At 33.2% G+C, this 19775-nt stretch carries 12 protein-coding genes; 6 read left to right on the top strand and 6 right to left on the bottom strand.

What is annotated here, in order from left to right:
- From G6042_RS02500 to pafA, 4 genes are all read left to right on the top strand, one after another.
- The coding region (locus G6042_RS02500; protein ID WP_169522685.1) for a gliding motility-associated C-terminal domain-containing protein at positions 1–2864 on the top strand (2864 nt) is incomplete at its 5' end.
- A 17-nt stretch (positions 2865–2881) separates the two neighbouring features.
- Positions 2882–3835 carry a PorP/SprF family type IX secretion system membrane protein gene (locus G6042_RS02495; RefSeq protein ID WP_169522684.1) on the top strand — a complete coding sequence of 318 codons (954 nt, stop codon included), beginning with the start codon at positions 2882–2884 and terminating at the stop codon, positions 3833–3835.
- Positions 3836–3844: 9 nt separating this feature from the next.
- Complete coding sequence (locus G6042_RS02490; RefSeq protein ID WP_169522683.1) at positions 3845–5725, top strand: OmpA family protein; 1881 nt, start codon at positions 3845–3847, stop codon at positions 5723–5725.
- Between the two features lie 143 nt (positions 5726–5868).
- Complete coding sequence (pafA, locus tag G6042_RS02485; protein WP_169522682.1) at positions 5869–7482, top strand: alkaline phosphatase PafA; 1614 nt, start codon at positions 5869–5871, stop codon at positions 7480–7482.
- A 39-nt stretch (positions 7483–7521) separates the two neighbouring features.
- On the opposite strand, the gene G6042_RS02480 is transcribed toward pafA, so the two are convergent.
- From G6042_RS02480 to htpG, 6 genes are all read right to left on the bottom strand, one after another.
- Positions 7522–8334, bottom strand: a complete 813-nt coding sequence (locus tag G6042_RS02480; RefSeq protein WP_169522681.1) for a DUF3667 domain-containing protein — start codon at positions 8332–8334, stop codon at positions 7522–7524.
- A gap of 99 nt (positions 8335–8433) precedes the next feature.
- Positions 8434–9717, bottom strand: a complete 1284-nt coding sequence (locus tag G6042_RS02475; RefSeq protein WP_169522680.1) for a citrate synthase — start codon at positions 9715–9717, stop codon at positions 8434–8436.
- Positions 9718–9897: 180 nt separating this feature from the next.
- A complete protein-coding gene (locus G6042_RS02470; protein WP_169522679.1) occupies positions 9898–13398 on the bottom strand; it encodes a T9SS type A sorting domain-containing protein in 3501 nt (1166 codons plus the stop codon).
- A gap of 103 nt (positions 13399–13501) precedes the next feature.
- Positions 13502–14263: a LytR/AlgR family response regulator transcription factor gene (locus G6042_RS02465; RefSeq protein WP_169522678.1), complete on the bottom strand. Its 762-nt coding sequence runs from the start codon at positions 14261–14263 to the stop codon at positions 13502–13504.
- Positions 14264–14350: 87 nt separating this feature from the next.
- Positions 14351–16225 (bottom strand): tetratricopeptide repeat-containing sensor histidine kinase, encoded by a 1875-nt coding sequence (locus G6042_RS02460; RefSeq protein WP_169522677.1) that lies wholly within the window; start codon positions 16223–16225, stop codon positions 14351–14353.
- 234 nt (positions 16226–16459) lie between these two features.
- On the bottom strand, positions 16460–18343 hold the full coding sequence (gene htpG, locus G6042_RS02455; RefSeq protein ID WP_169522676.1) for a molecular chaperone HtpG: 1884 nt from the start codon (positions 18341–18343) through the stop codon (positions 16460–16462).
- Between the two features lie 169 nt (positions 18344–18512).
- Between htpG and G6042_RS02450 the strand changes: the two genes are divergently transcribed.
- Together G6042_RS02450 and G6042_RS02445 are read left to right on the top strand one after the other, a co-directional pair.
- Entirely contained in the window at positions 18513–18986 is a 474-nt protein-coding gene (locus G6042_RS02450) for a lipocalin family protein (RefSeq protein ID WP_169522675.1), read from the top strand.
- A 5-nt stretch (positions 18987–18991) separates the two neighbouring features.
- Entirely contained in the window at positions 18992–19687 is a 696-nt protein-coding gene (locus G6042_RS02445; protein WP_169522674.1) for an OmpA family protein, read from the top strand.
- Positions 19688–19775 lie beyond the last annotated feature (88 nt).

Raw genomic sequence — 19775 nt, 5'->3', positions numbered from 1 at the left:
ATGCGATAGACTTATTTTCTTTATTAGGTTCAAACGCTCAAACAGGCGGAACTTGGTCACCAGCATTAGCTAGTGGAACAGGAATTTTAAATCCAGCGATTGATGTTTCAGCAACTTATACTTATACTGTAGCTGGAATTGCTCCGTGTGTTGATGATACTGCAACCGTTGAAGTGATAATCAATCAAGGTCCAGAAGCAGGAAATAATAATTCAATTACGGTTTGTCAAAATAGTCCACAGCAAGATTTGTTTCCACTTTTAGGTCCAAATGCACAAACAGGTGGAACTTGGTCGCCAGCATTAGCCAGTGGAACAAGTATTTTCAATCCCGCAGTTGATTTGTCTGGAAGTTATACTTATAGTTTAACTGGAAACGATCCATGTGATAACGATGAAGCTACTATTACAGTAATTGTTAATCCAGTTCCAGATGCAGGTGAAAACGGCTCACATATTTTTTGTACTAATGATTCGCCGCAAGATTTATTTAATTTCTTAAATGGAACGCCACAAACAGGCGGAACTTGGTCACCAGCATTAGCTAGTGGAACAGGAGTTTTCAATCCTTTAGTAGATTTAGCTACAACTTATGTTTATACCATTGGAGGAAATCTTTGTGATACTGATACTGCAAGTGTAACTGTTACTGTTGTCCAATCGCCAATTGCTGGAGCTGATGGTTCATTAGCAGTTTGTGAAAATATAACAAGTTTGGATTTGACTTCTGGTTTAGACGGAACGCAACAAGCTGGAACTTGGACAGATGATAATGCAACCGGAGCTTTAACTGGAACTATATTTAATCCATCAATGGTTGGTGCTGGAACATATACTTTTACCTATACGGTAACTGGCGGAACATCACCTTGTACAACTGATACAGCAACGGTTACAGTAACTGTTAATCCATTGCCAAAAGCTGGAAATTTTGTGCCAACTTCACCAGTTTGTACATCGGTTGGAACGTTTGATTTGAATACATTATTAACTGCTCAAGATTTAGGCGGAAATTGGCTTGATGCTACCAATACTATAATTGTTAATCCTATATCAATAACATCGTTAGCAGCTGGAACGTATAATTTCACTTATCAAGTAACAAATTCTTGTGGTATCGATACACAGATTGTGCAACTCGAACTTTTACAAACACCACAAATTTTAACTGCCAATGTTACTATCGCACCAGTTTGTATTGGTAATAGTACTTTAATTCAATTTAGCGGAATGACCGATGGAACTTATACAATAACGTATAGTGTTTCGGGAGTAAATACAATCGCTACACAAACACAAACGGTAACTATTACATCGGGAACAGGAAGTTTTACAATTCCAGCAACTTCGTTAACCAATGTTGGAAATTCAACCATAACTTTCCAAAATATTTCAAATACAATTACAAATTGTCAAGCAACGTTGACTAATATTACTTCGGTAATTACTGTAAAACCAATATTGGATGTGCAAACAAGCGAAGTTTCTATTGCTAATACTTGTTTAGGAAGCAATGTAGTAGTTGTATTTACAAATTCAAGTTTACCTGATGGAACATACCAATTTGATTATGCTATTACAACTCCAACTCCTGTTTCTGGAAATTCTGGAAATGTTGTAATTTCTGGTGGAAATGGACAGTTTACAATTCCAGGAACAATTTTTACTTCGGCAGGGAATTATTCGGTAACGATAACATCGATACTTTCTACAAATGAATGTTCTAATTCAAACGAATCAATTGTTCTAAATTTTGAAATTCAAACACCGCCAAATTCAGGAACATTTAATGGTGTAATAACCATTTGTCCTTCGGCTGGAACTTTGGATTTATTTTCGCTTCTAAACAATGAAAATGTTGGCGGAACTTGGACAGATAGCACAAATCAAACCGTAATTTCGCCATTGAATATTGCTGGTCTTTTGCCTGGAACATATAGTTATACTTATACCGTAACCAATTCTTGTGGTTCGGTTTCTACAACGGTTCAGTTTACCATTTTACCATCATTGAATATCACTGGAGCAACGGTTTCAGCACAAAGTACTTGTACAAATTTTCAAAGTTTAGTGACAATTTCTAATGCAACTGGAATTTCAGATGGAAATTATACGATTACCTATGTGCTTTCGGGCGCTAATTCATTTACTGAAACAATCACTATTCCATTTGCATCAGGTTCGGCAAGTTTTCCATTGGCACAAACTTCTTTGACCAATGCAGGTTCAACGACGATTACCATTACTGATATAGTTTTGACAGGTGTAACATGTGGTTTAAACGGCATAACTTTCCCAGCATATACTTTTGAAGTACAAAACCTTGGAACGCCAAGTTTAGTTCAAGAAGGAAATCTTTTTTGTGAAACTGATAATCCAACGATTGCTAGCTTATCGGCAAATATTCTAAATGGAGAAACCGTCATTTGGTACAATTCATCATCAGGTGGAACAGCTTATGCAGCAACTGATTTGTTAGTTCACGGAACAACTTATTATGCTGCTTTGGTTGCAGAAAGTGGTTGCGAAGGAACAACTCGATTGGAAGTTACAGTTGATTTAACGGTTTGTGACGATATTGTAATTCCAGACGGTTTTTCGCCAAATAACGATACCATCAACGATACATTTGAAATTAAAAATTTACCGATTGCTTATCCAAATTTCAAATTAGAAATATTCAATCGCTATGGAAATCTATTATATACCGGAAATAAAAACACACCAAATTGGGACGGAACAACTTCTGAAAAAAGTTTGAGAGTTGGAAGCAATCTTTTACCAACAGGCGTTTATTTCTATATTTTATATTTCAATGACGGAATTAGAAAACCGCTTCAAGGTAGAGTTTATTTAAGCAGATAATGTAAATGAGTAAAAGTATGAAAAACCGATTTTTAAAATATCTCATTACAACAGCATTAATTTTAATGGCTGCAAATTCGTCTGCGCAACAAGATCCAATGTTTACACATTATATGTACAACATGAGTGTGATTAATCCTGCGTATGCAACCGATAATGCCGATGTGTTAAATCTTGGAGGTTTGTATCGTGCACAATGGGTTGGTGCTGTTGGTGGACCAACTTCGGGAACATTTTTTGCTCATAAACCCATTTCAAAACGAGTAGAATTAGGGATTTCTGTTGTTCATGACCAAATTGGCGATGTCGTAAACGAGAATAATGTGTTTGTGGATTTTGCTTATGTTTTACCTGTTTCAGAAAAAACGAAACTGTCTTTTGGAGCTAAAGCTGGTGCAACATTTTTTGATACTAATTTCAACGGATTTGAATATACTGATCCAGAACTTGATCCTGCTTTTGCAAATAATATTAGTAAAGTTTTTCCAAATATTGGTGCTGGAATGTATTTGTTTGGTGAAAATTACTATGCCGGAATTTCTGTTCCTAATTTATTAATGACAAAGCATTTAGAACGCCAAGATGGAATTATTGCCGATGGAGTAGAAGCCATGCATTATTTTATTACTGGTGGTTATGTTTTTACGTTCAACGGAAATGATAATTTCAAATTAAAACCAGCTTTTATGGCAAAAGCGGTTTCTGGCGCGCCACTTTCTATTGATTTTACAACCAATGTTTTGATTAATAATAAGTTTGAACTTGGTGTTGGTTATCGTCATGGCGATTCGGTTTCAGGATTGACCAGTTTTTATCTAACGCCAACGTTGAGAGTTGGTTATTCCTATGATTATACATTAACAAATTTGAGAAACTTTAATTCGGGTTCACATGAAGTGTTTCTGTTATTTGATATAGATTTTGGTAAATTTTCGGGCAACGGATATGATAAATCACCACGTTTCTTTTAATACGTTGATATGAAAAAAATATTTTACATACTATTTATTCTTGGATGCTTTTCAAATCTATTTGGACAGAAAAAAGTAACCGTCAAGCAAGCCAATAAATTGTTTGAAAGAAAAGCCTATGTCAAAGCTGCCGAAATGTATGAACAACTTGGAACAGATAAAGAAGTATTACAAAATCTTGGTGACAGTTACTTTTATAACTTCCAAATGCTGAATGCTGTTCGTGCTTATGGACAGCTGTTTTTTATGTATAAAGACAGTTTAAAACCCGAAGTTTTCTTTCGATATGCCAATGCTCTAAAAGGAACTTCCGATTTTGAAAAAGGCGATGCGATAATGAGTGAATATCTTGGTTTTGAGCAAAATACGCCTAAATTCATGAAAAATATTACCCGAAATAGTGCTTTTACTTATAAGTTGGTAATGATGTCAAAAAATAAAAGAAATGGCGATTTTGGAATTTCTTTTTATGGCGATAAAGTTGCTTTTGCGTCATTACGAAATGGAGAAAATGCCACATACGGTTGGAATGAAAGACCATATCTTGATTTGTTTTCTGCTTCAGTAAATGATGAAGGTTTGCTAGTTGATGTTAAACCGTTTTCCGAAGAAATCAATACCAAAACTCATGAAAGTTCGGCTGTTTTTACATCGGATTTAAAGACAATGTATTTCAACAGAACTGGCGAAAAACAAGTAGAAATTGGTAACGAAAAATATGCTACGGTAAAATTATACAAAGCCGAATTTGTTAACGGAAAATGGACAAATGTGATGATGCTGCCTTTTTCCAGTGACGAATATTCAGTACAACATCCTGCATTGTCCAAAGATGGAAAGCAATTATACTTTGCTAGTGATATGAAAGGAACAATTGGTTCGTTTGATATTTTTGTGGTTGATATAAACGAAGATGGAACATATAGTCAACCTAGGAATTTAGGCGAAAATATCAATACCATTCATCGTGAACAATTTCCGTTTGTAGCTGATGATGGTTCGTTGTATTTTGCTTCCGATGGACATCAAGGTCATGGAAATTTGGATGTTTTTATGAGTTATAAAATAAGTGATACCGAATTTGACAAACCTCAAAATTTAGGTTTGGTTATCAATAGCGAAATGGATGATTTCAATCTTATTTTGGATTATAAAACAGGGAAAGGCTATTTTTCTTCCAATAGAACTGGTGATGACAATCTATATACTGTTGCGGTTGAAGAAAATAAATTACAGTTTTTAGTTGAAGGTGAAGTTCGCGATAAAAATTCGTTGCAGTTACTTCCTGGAACTGTGGTAAAATTGTTCAACGAAGCTGGCGAATTGGTCGAAGAAGTTGTGGTTGGTAAAGAAGGAACTTTTACTTTCAATACTGAACCTGATAAGAAATACAAAATCATGGCGTTCAAAGATTTCTATATTCCAGCCGAAGCCGAATTTGAAACGAGCCAAAAAGGGAAAGTTTACATCGATTTACAAATGAGAGTTGAATCCTATTCTGATGCGGAGAAAAACATTAGAAAAGATGCCGAAGGATCATTTTTTATTGAGTTAGAAAATATTTATTTCGATTTAGATAAATCGGTTATAAAGCCACAAGCCGCACAAGTTTTGGATGGATTGGTTGCACTTTTGAAAAAATACAAATACATGGAAATCGAAATTGGCGCGCATACCGATACGCGTGCTTCTGAAATGTATAATTTGCGATTATCCAATCGTAGAGCAGCATCAGCTTTGGAATATTTAGTTCAAAATGGAATTGAAAGAAAGCGTCTTCGTTCTATTGGTTATGGCGAAAGCAGACCATTGATTATTTGTCCAAAAAACGATTGTACCGATGATGAACATGCTACCAATCGTAGATGTACCTTTAGAATTTTAAAGTAATTAGTTATATTTTTTAGTTGTTTAAATGGGTTCAAATGCACACTTTTTTAGTGTGCATTTGTTTTTTATAATCATAGATTAACATAAAAAATAGACAACATTCTATAACTAATCTCTATTTTTGTCTTTCTGAAATTACGAACATGAAAAAAAACCTTCACTTCGCATTATTGTTTTTTGTAACAATAGTTTTTGCCCAAAATAAGCAACCAAAATTAGTCGTTGGTATTGTTGTCGACCAAATGAAAACCGAATATTTATACCGATTCCACAGCGATTTTTCTGAAAATGGTTTTAAACGATTGATGAATGACGGTTACACTTTTTACAATATGCATTACAATTATATGCCAACGTATACTGCGCCAGGACATGCATCGGTTTATACAGGAACAACACCTGCCATTCACGGAATTGTAAGCAATGAATGGTTTCACAGAACGTTGAAAAAGGAAGTGTATTGTACTGATGACGAATCGGTTTCGACTTTAGTTCCAGGAACTGAAAAAGAAGGGAAAATGTCACCAAAAAATCTACAAGCCACAACTATTACCGACGAATTAAAATTGGCAACTAATTTCAAAGGAAAAGTGATTGGAATGAGTATCAAAGATCGTGGTGCCATTCTTCCTGCAGGACATTTTGCTGATTGGGCATTTTGGTACACCAAAACTGGAAACTTTATTTCGAGTTCATTTTATGGAAAAGAAATGCCAAAATGGGTTGAAGAATTCAATAATGAAAAACAATATTTGCCTTATTTAGAAAAAGGTTGGAGTTTATTGAAACCTATCGAAACGTATAATGAAAGTTTGGTTGACGATAATCCTTATGAAGGTAAACTATATAAAAAGTCACCTGTTTTTCCTTATGATTTAAAAGAAATGTATGAAGCAAATGATGCTGGAGTTTTAAGAGTAACACCTTTTGGAAATGATGTTTTGGCAAATTTAGCAAAACGCGCTATCGAAAAAGAAAATTTAGGAAAAGACGATATTACGGATTTCTTAGCGGTAAGCTTTTCTTCCACCGATTATATTGGACATACTTTTGGACCGCGTTCTATTGAAATTCAGGATACTTATTTGCGTTTGGATTTAACGATTGCTGATTTTCTAAATTATTTGGATAAAACGGTTGGCAAAGGAAATTATTTGGTTTTCTTGACAGCTGATCATGCTTGTGCCGAAAATTCTACACATTTAAAAGATCATAAATACGAAGTAGATAATATTAGTTATAAAGATGTTTCAAAAGATTTAATTGCGTTTTCTAACGAAACATTTGGAACCAATCTTTTGCTGAAATATGATAGTTATAACGTGCATTTAGATAGAGAAGCTATCAAAAGTAAAGGATTGGATTTAACCAAAGTGAAACAAAGTTTCAAGGATTTTCTTTATACTAAAAGTTACGTAAAAAGAGTTTACACTGAGGAAGAAATTTTGGCTTCATCGGGTAATGACCAATTGCTAAATTTTGTTTTTAAAGGTTATGATCCAACACAAAACGGTGATTTGTATTTTGTTTACAAACCCGGATTTGTAGAATATTCAGCGACCGGAGCAACTCATGGTTCGCCATATTCTTATGATACAAATGTACCGTGTATTTTCTACGGATGGAATATCCCAAAAGGGAAATCACACGATAAAAAAGTGATTACTCAAATAGCGCCAACGTTATCACAAAAATTAAAAATCACCTTACCAAATGGAACGGATAGTGAAGTTTTAAACGAGGTTTTAGAGAAATAGTAAAAGTAAAAAGTCTGCAGAAATGCAGACTTTTTTATATTATCGAGAAATAATTTTTTCTATTTCTCCGGTTTTTGCTAAGTAAAATGCGAATCCAAAAGATCCAATTATGATAATAAAGATGAATAGAAAAATCATTATTGCTCCTATGCCGAGAACTCTAATAATAACATCTCCAAGTGGTTTGGTGTTATAAATTTCTTTAAAAAACCAAGTTAGTAAAACGGACAAGCCAAAAAATGAAAGTAAAGAGATTAAACTTGCTACTGTAAAATTTTCTCGAGTAAAATATAATATTGGATAAATGAAAATGATACTATATATTGTATATGTTGAATAAAAAAACGCATTCATTACGATATGTTCGTAGTAATTATGGTTCCATTTTTTAAAGCAAATTTTTGAAGCAAAGGCAAAAAATGGAATTGCAAGCATCATTAATATCGTATAATAGTTTGAATAAAAGGAAATTACTTCTTTAAAGATGTGTTCAGCTATTTTTTGAGTATTAGGATCATTGTTGTTATTCATAGCAAAAGCTTTTGCTTGCATATGATTCATTCCAATTACTTTGAAAGCTAAAAAGGTTGAAATACCTGTTAATACAAAAGCCAATAAAATAGGTTTGTAATGATTTACTCGATTGCCATCAATAAATTCACGCGTTGTTTTTCCGGGATTTTTAAATAGATTTTTAACGGTATAGAAAAAACCTTTATTAGTATGTAAAATGGTGTATTGAAATTCGTCAATCAAGTATTTTTTGTCAATTCGTTTGTATTTTTTTTGACCACAATTGTTACAAAAATTACCAGTGATTAAAGTTCCGCAGTTTTTACAGTTATCTTCCATGTTGTTTTGGCAGTAAATCGTTTTTTTATGAACCAAATCTACAAAAAAAATACCCCGAAAAGTTTCGGGGTAAATTATTTTTATTGAAAAAATTGAATATTATCTTTTTTCCATTGGAGTAAAATCTCTCAAAGGATAACCCGTATAAACTTGTCTTGGTCTTCCAATTGGTTCTTTGTTTACACGCATTTCTTTCCATTGTGCAATCCAACCCGGTAAACGACCAATGGCAAACATTACGGTAAACATATCCGTTGGAATTCCTAACGCACGGTAAATAATCCCTGAATAGAAATCTACGTTTGGATATAATTTTCTAGATACGAAGTAATCATCAACTAAGGCTGCTTCTTCTAATTGTTTTGCAATATTTAAGATTGGATCATTAACACCTAAAGTTGCCAAAACCTCATCAGCCGCTTTTTTGATAATTCTTGCTCTTGGATCGAAGTTTTTGTAAACGCGGTGACCAAATCCCATTAAACGGAATGGATCGTCTTTGTCTTTGGCTTTTGCCATATATTTTGCAGCATCGCCACCATCTTTTTGGATAGCTTCAAGCATTTCTAGAACGGCTTGGTTTGCACCACCATGCAATGGTCCCCAAAGTGCTGAAACTCCAGCAGAAATTGATGCAAATAATCCAGCATGAGATGAACCTACAATTCTAACCGTAGATGTTGAACAGTTTTGTTCGTGATCCGCATGAAGGATGAATAATTTATCCAATGCATCAATTACAACAGGATTTGCTTTGTATGGTCCAGTTGGTAATTCAAACATTAAGTGCATGAAGTTTTCTACATATCCTTTTGTATTGTCATAATAGTTTAAAGGATAACCCATCATTTTTCTGTATGTCCAAGTTGCAATTACAAGGAATTTCCCCATTGTTTTACAAACAGCTTCATACATTTCTTTGTCGTTTTCAACATTAACAACTTTTGGATTAAATGCTGTTAAAGCTGAAGTCAACGAAGATAAAACGCCCATTGGATGTGCTGTTTTTGGAAAACCATCAATGATGTTTTTCATTTCTTCGTTTACTAAAGTGTATTTACGAATGTCGGTTTCAAATTGCTCTAATTGAGCTTTGGTTGGTAATTCTCCAAAAATAACTAAGTAAGCTGTTTCTAAAAATCCAGCTTTTTCGGCTAAATCTTCGATAGCATAACCTCTATAACGAAGAATTCCTTCTTCACCATCAAGAAAAGTGATGTCGCTTGTACATGATCCTGAGTTTTTATAACCTGGATCAAGTGTAATTGCACCAGTTAGTGCGCGTAATTTTTCAATGTCGATAGCAGCTTCATTTTCGCTTCCAACGATTACTGGAAATTCATATTTTTTGCCATCAAATTCTAATATAGCAGTTTTTGACATGATATAAAACGGAAATTAAATCTTATTAAAATTAATAATTTAACAAAAATAGGGAATTCAGAATGAAATAAAAAAGAATTAAGACAACGTTTTCGTTAATTATTTGATAAATTTTGCAAAAATGGTATATAAACAAAAAAGACACAATTGCTTGTGTCTTTTACTACATTAATTAACTTCCTATTTTTTAATTATTTTCTCAACTTTAATTCCAGCTTCCGAAATCACTTTGATAAAATACATTCCTTTGGCTTTTTGGGTTAAGTCTAAGGTTGTATTGGTATCATTGGATAGGCTTGTTTGCAACAATCTTCCTTGAACATCAAATAATTGTATTGATTTAATATTAAAATCACCACTAATATTGACTATTGAACTTGTTGGGTTTGGATATATTTTTACGCTTTTATCAATTTCAAAATCAGGATTACTCAAGGCTTGGAAAACGGTTTCAGCTTCGTTAGTAATGATTGGATAATTGTAATCAAAATAGATATCGGCTTTGCTCATTACTAAATCACCTTCTGATAAAGCAGCATTAGATTTCATTACTAAAAGTACATTTCCGTGTCCGCCAGTATCAAGAAATATTCCGTTGAAGAAAAATTCAGCTTTGTTTCCTATTACTCGAGCATTAACATTATGCGAACTTGATAATACTTTTAAGCTTGAAATATCATATTCATCTGGATTTATATCCATAGCAACAACTACATTTTCGGCATAGAAGTTTCCTGTGTTTTCAAATCGGATAACGTAATGTAATTCGTCACCAATTAATGTAGGAGAAACGGTTTCGCCTTCAATACAAGTAATATCATTTGGATCATAAGCGCCAACAACGGTTTGATTGAAGATAAATGTATTGTCGTTTACATTTGCATCATTTGCTTGAGGCGAAATTACCGATGTAAAAGTAAGGACATCACCAATATTTACTGGGTTTGTAAGATCAGTTGGTGCATTGATTAACATTGTTACTTCAATGTTTCGTTCTTCAAACGGCATCAGGTTTTCATAACTCCAATTCATTCCACCTGGAGCTTGAGTTTCTGGTGTTACTGTTGCTGATACAAAAGTCATCAATTGTTGATTGTAAAAGAAGTTAACACCATATTGCTGTGATAAAACTTGATTTCCTTTATTTCTGTAAACTATTTTATAGGTTGCTTGAAATCCTGGACGAGCTGGAAAAATTGGAGCAATAACCACTTCCAAATCTGGGTGAACTCCATTTGGCGTTACACAAAAATTAACTACTTCTTCGCTTTCATCAACCAATGGAAAAGTAACGGTTGATTGTGCCGGAGTTACATTAAAGAATGATGGATTTTCTATTTCGGTTGAAAGAGTAAAGTTTCCAGCTTGGGTAAAAAATCGGTATTGACCACTTTGATTGGTGAATGATGCTCCATTTTCTGTTCCATCATTGATAACCACTTTTGAAAATCGGGTAATATCAGTTACATCACATCCATCGTTGCCAAAATCATAAGTAACGGTTCCAGAAATCTTGTTATTTCCTTCAGAATTATAAGAACAGTAGGAATTAATCATCACATCGGCTGTATTTGGAAATACACTAATCTGATTGCGATACGAATTGATATTAAAATCATCGGCACAAAGCAAGTTTAAAGCCGTTGTATTGGTTGCTGTATTTCCATTCCATTCTCCAAGTTGGATATAAATATTTCCTGTAACTCCGTTTTTGGCATTTATGTTGGTAAGATTTGGTGTATTTGAACAGAAAAATTCAAATGTTCTAGGAATGTTGCTCAAATCAATACTTGCTAAATCTGAATTGCTAACATTAAGCATCACAATATTAGAAAGGTCAACAAAATTAACTTCTTCAAGCGGATTGTTGTTTACAAAGAAATTAACCATAAAATGAAGATTTGAGGTATAGACATTTATAATATTATTGTTTGCAGCATTAAAGTTGGTCAAGAAAATAAAACTGTTAAGTCCTGTAAGATCTGAAATGTTAGAATTAGTTACCGTTAATGCTTGAACAGCTCGTGCTTCACTAATTTGAATTTCTCCATCATTATTGACATCGATTTTCATGTTTTGGAAGGTTGAATTTTGAGCAGTATTATTAGTAACATCAGCAGCTAAAAGTTTGGCTTTAAAATTAGCATCAGGAATAAAAACAATGTCTTCATCGCCAGCTTCAACTCTTAGCACAAAACTTGAATATGTAGCATCACAACCCGTTATTTGGTCAGTTGTATTTACAGCGCTGATGTAGATAGTTTGTGGGTTTGAAATATTAGTATAATTGCTTATTCCTGAAATTGGATTGACACCGTTGATAGCATCAGCTTCTGAAGTATAAAAATTAACCGAAATCGTTCCGCTTTCATTTGGAATTGAAATAAAATCAGATTGAACTACATCGCTTAAAAAATCAAACGAAGCTGTTCCAGTAAAATTACTTCCTTGATATACTACTAAATCAGGAATTGGGTAAACAACTGGTTTTCTTTTTACACTCAATAATACAGTAGAATATCCAATTAGATTGTTTGTTGTGTTTTGAACTCTTGCATAAACTACCCAGTTCATTCCACCAGCAACATAGTTGTTCACATTTGCAATTGGATTAGTGTTGTTACTTGCGTTTTGTTGTGTTGCATGAAAACTAACACTGTGTTCGGCAGGATTTAATGCTCCAAGAATAGTTGGAATACTGTTTTCTAAATTATAAACTACCATTCCATCTGAACTGTCATCACATATATTTTGAGTTACTTGTGATGGAATGTTTAAATCGCCGTTTGTAATATAAAGATTGAAACTAGTTATTGTAAAACATCCTGTTACATTATCCGTTGCTCTTGCTCCAATAAGTTGAGCACCTTGAATGAAAGAAACATAAGAAACAGCATTTGCAATAACATTTGTACCGTTTTGAGCATCTTGTAAACTTGGATAATACGTTACAGTAAGATTAGAATTTCCACTTGCAATCAAATTAGTATTGCTTGTTAAGTTAAAAGTTCCAGTTGAACTAAATAAATCAACAGGTTGACCAATAACTGGTACTGGACTAACAGTTATCGTGGTTTCTTGATCAGTAACTGCTGTCATACATTGAGGATTTAATGCAGAATATATATTGTGTAGAACTACGGTAGAAATTCCTAAATTTCCAAGTGTTATAGCAACATTTCCGTTTGTATTACTTACTATGCTTAGTATTGAACCACCGTTTACAGAATAAGTAAATAGATAAGGAGCAGTACCGCCATATCCTTGAAAGACAACTACGCCACTATTTCCTTCACAAACGTTTTGGTTTGGCGTTACAATTTCTGCTGATAAGGTATATACAACCAAAGCAAAACTAGCCAAACTATAATTTGACGTATCGGCAATTTCTTCAACTCTAACATAGATTTGCTGTTGGTTTGAGAAAATATTGGAGTAAGCCGTTTCATTTGTGATAGGACTTGAACCCATTTGAGCATCAATCGCCGTTTCATGATACGTTAGATTATACAAACTTGGATTAAGTGAACCCAAAACAGTTGTCGTATTAACTGATAGGTCAAATAATCTAAAACCATCATTATTGTCATCACAAAGATGTATGTCAATAGGTTGTTGAATAGCTGGTTGTGCAAATGCAACTCCAGAAAATAAAATCAATAAGTATAAAATTCTTTTCATAACTATATAATGTGTTCGTTTTTTGATTTTTTTATAAAATTAGTACAACTCAATCATTCTGTTTACAGCAAATGAGTAAACGGTTGTTTATATTTAGAATTCGTTATAACGTTTTCAAAATTTCTTGTAATCGGTCTTTTTTTCGTTGCGAAATTGGCAAATTACTGTTGTCTGCCATAATTACATATCCGCCGTCTTTCTTAATATAGGATTTCAAATAGGCAATGTTTATCAAATGACTTTGATGAATGCGCTCAAATCCATGCTCAGTTAATAACTCTTCGTATTCTTTCAAGGTTTTTGAAATCAAAATAGGTTTATTGTTTTTGATGAAAAACTTAGTGTAATTGTCTTCGCTTTCGCATCGGATGATATCGCTAACGTCAAAAAGATGAATTCCATCGGCATTAGAAAGTGCAATTCGTTTAAAATTATCTACTTTTTTACGAATGTTTTCCAGTAATAAATCAATATGAGCAACGCTATCGTTTTTGTCAATGATATTTTTGAGTTTCGTGATTACTTTCTGCAATTCATCGGGATCAACGGGTTTTAGCAGAAAATCCAACGCACTAAATCGAAACGCTTTAATAGCATATTGTTCATGTGCGGTGATAAAAACAATTTGCGACGAAAGTTTTACACCTTTTTTTTGAACTTCTTCCAATAAATCAAATCCAGTTCCGTCGCCAAGATGAATGTCAAGAAAAACCACTTGCGGTTGCTGTTCTTTTAGCAAATGTGTTCCGGTTTCAACGCTGTCGGCTTCGCCTATAATTTTAATTTCGGGCGCATAACGTTCAAACAGACTTTTCATTCCGTTTCTTAAATTATCGTCGTCATCTATTAGTATTGCTGTAATCATATTTTTTTAGTAATTAGTGAAAAGTAATTAGTAATTAGTGAAAGCAATTAGCCGTTTTTTAACTAATCACTTTTCACTAATTACTATTCACTTACTATATTGTATCGGCAAATTCAAAACTACTTTTGTTCCTTGAACTTCGCTATCATTTTTTATTTCTTCTATGCTAAAATCGGTTCGTTGTTTTGTTGTGGCTTCAATCATTTCTAGACGTTTTTTGGTAATGTCTAACGCCATCGATTTATGTGCCAAAACTGTATTTTCTTTGGCTAATTTTGATTGTTCAAAACCAATTCCGTTGTCTTCAACAGTACAAACCAAGTTTTCTTTTTCAATGTTAAAACGTATAGCAATCGTTCCCATTTCTTTTTTTGGAATTACTCCATGAATGATGGCATTTTCTACAAAAGGTTGCAATAATAATGGAGGCAAAGCCATATCATCTTCTATCGCATCACTTTTATGAATAGAAAACGAAAATTTATTGTTGAAACGCAATTGCTCCAGTTCCAAATAGTTTTGCAAACTTTCAATTTCTTTATCAATTGGAATTAAACTTTCTTTAGAATATTCTAATGTTAATCGCATTAGTTTAGAAAATTTAGACAAATATTTTATAGCCGAGTCGGTTCCGTTTTGCACAATAAAGCTCGAAATCGAACCCAAGCAATTGAATACAAAATGTGGGTTCATCTGAAGATGTAATGCTTTTTGTTCGTATTCTGCTAGTTCTTTTTGCAACGTCAAGTTTTTCTTCAACTGAATTCGGTTGTGAATTAAAAACCCAATTCCAAAAAGCAATAATCCAAACAAAGCTGCAAAAAACAATTGCATTTTACTTTGCTTTGATTGTTCTTGAAGCAATAATTCTTTTTTCTCAATTTCTTTCTGCTGAATGGCTTCGCGTTTTTCAAAATCAAAAGTCAATTCTTCTTCAACACTTTTTCTAATGTTTTTTTCATTGGTCAAACTGTCTTTTGCCTGACTGTATAATTTGAAATGATGTAATGCTTGCGAAGGATTATTTTGTTTAGAAAAAACATCACTCAATAGTTTTTCTGAAAGAACAATTTGTTCCCAAACTTTTAATTCTCGGGCAAATTGCTTCGCTTTTTCAGCATTTTCTTTTGCTTCTTCTAGATTATTTTGGTCTAAATACAACTGGCTTAAATAAAGATAACTATCTGCAATTCCAAATTTATCATCAATAGAAGTAAAGGTTTTAATGGCATCATTCCAGCTTTCTATCGCTTTTGAAATTTCGTGATTGGCTTTGTAATATAAACCAATATTGTTAAACCATTCGCCCAAAGCTCTTGGGTTTTGGTTTTGGTCAAATTCTTTTTTGGCTTTCGTATAATAATAATGTGCTTGCGCCAAATCGTTTTGATGCAAATAGCTGTTTCCAACATTTGTATAGGTAATTCCTAAATTGGTGTCTTTTCTTTTCTCCTGAATTTTTTGAGCTTTAACAAAATAATTCAACGCTTTAAAGTAGGACGATTGCGATTGATAAACGACACCTATATTATTGTATAGTTTGGCACATTTTTCTTCGTCCTTGATTTCTTCGTAGATTTTTACCGATTTTAGATAATATTGCAACGCTTTTCCATAATTACTTTGCTCGGAAAATACGATGCCAATACTTCCTAATGCTTTGGCTAAACCTTGTTTGTTTTCTAGTTTTTCTTTCTCCGAAATCGTTTCAAAAAGATGTTGCGCTTCTGCAAAAAAGGTCAATGCTTTTGCATAATCTCCCGAAATAATATTGGTATTCCCTAAATTGAGTAACGCATTTCCTTCGGCAGTGGCAAAATTTATTTTTCTTGAAAGTGTCAACGCTTCGTTTGCATAGTGAAGCATTAATTTTGGATTGCTAGATTTATAGGTATCGGCAATAGTGTTGAGGAGTTTTGCTTTGTCGATATCGTTTTGTGTACGTTGTAAAACTGAAATCAAGCTATCCGCTTTTGTGGATTGACACCAAGATGATATCACCAAAGAGCTAAAGCAAACCGTTAAAAAGTATTTTGTTCTCATTAAAAAAAATCGCTACTGTCAAACAAATGTAAGATTTACTTTTTGTCAATAATCGATAAATGAGAATTTGAATGGTTTTAATTAGAATTTGAAAAAAAAACCTGCAAACTTTCGCTTACAGGTTTTTAATAATTACTAAGTACTAATTGTTTTTTATTTAATTAGTTCAAAACTACGTTTTACAAAAGCCGTTAGTTCTTCGCCTTTAAGCAATCCTTGAGAAATTTTTGCCAAATCCAAAGCTTGTTTAACCAAACTTTCTTGTGCCGATTTCTCAGAGTTTAAAATGGTGGTTGCCAATTCGGAGTTGGTGTTTACAACCAAATTGTACATTTCTGGGAAATTACCCATGCCAAACATTCCGCCACCGCCAGTTTGGCTCATTTCTTTCATTCTTCGCATGAATTCTGGCTGCGTAATGATAAATGGCGAAGCGTTGCTATCCATTGGTTCTAATTGAACTGAATAGGTTGTTTTTGGAACAATTTCTTCTAAAACTGTTTTTAAATTTCCTTGTTCTTCTTCCGATAATTTAGAAATTTGAGTTTCTTCTTTCTGAATTAATTTATCAATATGATCTGAATCTACACGAGTAAAGGTTAGATTTTCGTTATCAGCTTCCAATTTTTGAATTAAATGTGAAACGATTGGCGAATCTAAAAGCAATACTTCGTATCCTTTTTCTTTGGCAATTTCGATATAACTGTGTTGCGCATCTTTGTTAGAAGCATAAAGAACAACCAATTTTCCGTTTTTGTCGGTTTGATTTGCAGTGATAGCTTCTTTTAATTCGGCTAACGTAAAATATTTGTCATCAACCGTTGGATACAAAACAAAATCGCCAGCTTTTTCATAGAATTTAGGTTCAGATAACATTCCATATTCTAAAACGATTTTGATGTCGTTCCATTTTTGTTCAAAATCTTCGCGGTTTTCATTGAAAAGCGATTTCAATTTATCGGCTACTTTTCTAGTGATGTAATTTGAGATTTTCTTCACATTTCCATCGGCTTGAAGATACGAACGCGAAACATTCAACGGAATATCTGGCGAATCGATAACACCTTTTAGCATTCCAAGAAATTCTGGAACAATTCCTTCTACATTATCAGTTACAAAAACCTGATTTTGGTACAATTGAATTTTGTCTTTTTGAAGTTGTAAATCACCTGACATTTTTGGAAAATACAAAATTCCTGTCAAGTTGAACGGATAATCTACATTTAAATGTATGTTGAACAACGGTTCTTCAAACTGCATTGGATACAACTCGCGGTAGAAGTTTTTATAATCTTCATCGGTTAAATCAACAGGTTGTTTTGTCCACGCTGGATTTGGGTTGTTGATAATGTTATCAACGTCAATGTATTCTGTTTTATAATCTTCTGGCGCATCTTCTGGTTTAGGTAATGCTTCTTTTTTGGTTCCAAATTTAATCGGAACCGGCATGAATTTGTTGTATTTGGTCAACAATTCACGGATTTTGAATTCTTCTAAAAAGTCTAGCGAATCTTCGGCTATGTGAAGAATGATTTCAGTTCCTCTTTCAGTTTTATCATGAGCAACCAAAGTAAATTCTGGACTTCCGTCACATGTCCAATGTGCTGCTGGTTCGTCTTTAAAAGATTTAGTAATAATCTCCACTTTTTCTGCTACCATAAAAGCTGAATAGAAACCAAGACCAAAATGACCAATAATTCCTGAATCTTTGGCAGAATCTTTATACTTTTCCAGAAATTCTTCAGCACCAGAAAACGCAACTTGATTGATGTATTTTTCAACTTCGTCAGCTGTCATACCTATACCTTGGTCAATAATGTGAAGTTTTTTTCCTTCTTTGTCAATTTTTACTTCAATAATTGGATTGCCATATTCCACTTTTGCTTCGCCAATAGAAGTAAGGTGTTTTAATTTTAAAGTAGCATCTGTCGCATTTGAAACTAGTTCTCGCAAGAAAATTTCGTGGTCGCTGTATAAAAACTTCTTGATTAGCGGAAAGATGTTTTCAACTGATACATTAATTTTTCCTGTTGTCATATTGTTATTTTTAGTTATTATTTTTTTTCTTAACTACTCAAATCTAATACCAAATTAATTAGAGGTGACAAAATGACGTAGAAATAATTCTATAACGAAATAGAATTATTATGTAAAAGGTATAAGTAAAATGTGTTTATCTTTGCTAAATAAATTAATATCACATAGTATGAAAAAAATTATTTTAACTCTAGTGTTTTCGGTTCTGATAATAGGTTGTAAATCGAAGTCAGCAACTAATAGTCAAGTTGATAACAAAACAGAAAGAGTAATTAAGGGAAATTGGCAAATTACTGCTGTAAATTATCCAGGTTCTGATGTTATAAAAGTTACTTCATTTGATTTAGCCGATTCGAAATGTTTTGTTGGAAGTAATTGGAAATTTGTATCTAATAATAACAAAGGAAATTTTGCCTTAAATAGCCCGAGTTGTACTGCTTATTCAACACCAATTACGTGGTTTATCAATAAAGAAGGTCAATTTGTAATGAAGATTTTGGATGAAGCAAAGGCTAAGAAAGTAAAATCGGGTTATGTTTTGAATGTAGCAAACGTAACTGAAACAAGTTTCCAATTAGTTGACAAAATCAATGTAGGAGGAAAATTAACAGATGTTGTTTATCAATTTGAAAAATTAAATTAAGAAATATGAAAAAGTATAGTATAATCATTTTAGGAGGTTTTATGTTGTTCTCAACAGTTTTTACTAGTTGTGAAGCGGTAAAAAATACCAATAATACGCAACGTGGTGCAGCAATTGGTGCAGCTGGTGGAGCTATTCTTGGAGCAGTTTTAGGCAACAATTTAGGAAAAGGCGGAAACGGAGCAATGGGTGCAGTTCTTGGTGGAGTTGTCGGTGGAGTTGCTGGTGGCGTTATTGGTAACAAAATGGATAAACAAGCGCGCGAAATTGAAACAGCTTTGCCTGGTGCAGATGTAGAAAGAGTAGGAGAAGGAATTAAATTAGTTTTAGGAGAAAATGCGGTTCGTTTTGATACTAATAAATCAACACTTACAGCAGCTGCAAAAGCAAATTTGGATAAATTAGTTCCTGTATTTAATCAATATCCTGATACAAATATTCAAATTTATGGATATACTGATAGTACTGGCGCAGCGGATTATAATTTAAAACTTTCAGACCAAAGAGCTGCATCTGTAAAAGCTTATTTGGCTAGCAAAGGTTTAGCTGCAACTCGTTTTGTAACAACTGGTTTAGGAATTGCTGATCCAATTGCTACCAATGATACTCCAGAAGGAAGAAGTAAAAACCGTAGAGTAGAATTTGCTATTACTGCAAACGAAAAAATGGTTCAAGATGCTCAAAAAGAAGCAGGAAAGTAATTTGTTTTGTCTAATTAGTAATAAAAGTTAAGCTATCCATTTTGGGTAGCTTTTTTTTTGAAAGAACTTTAACAATAAATTATAGTTA

It is taken from the genome of Flavobacterium solisilvae, assembly GCF_012911605.1.
Lineage (GTDB): Bacteria > Bacteroidota > Bacteroidia > Flavobacteriales > Flavobacteriaceae > Flavobacterium > Flavobacterium solisilvae.
Note: the sequence above shows the minus strand (reverse complement) of the source record. Positions and strands in the feature narration are given on the sequence as shown.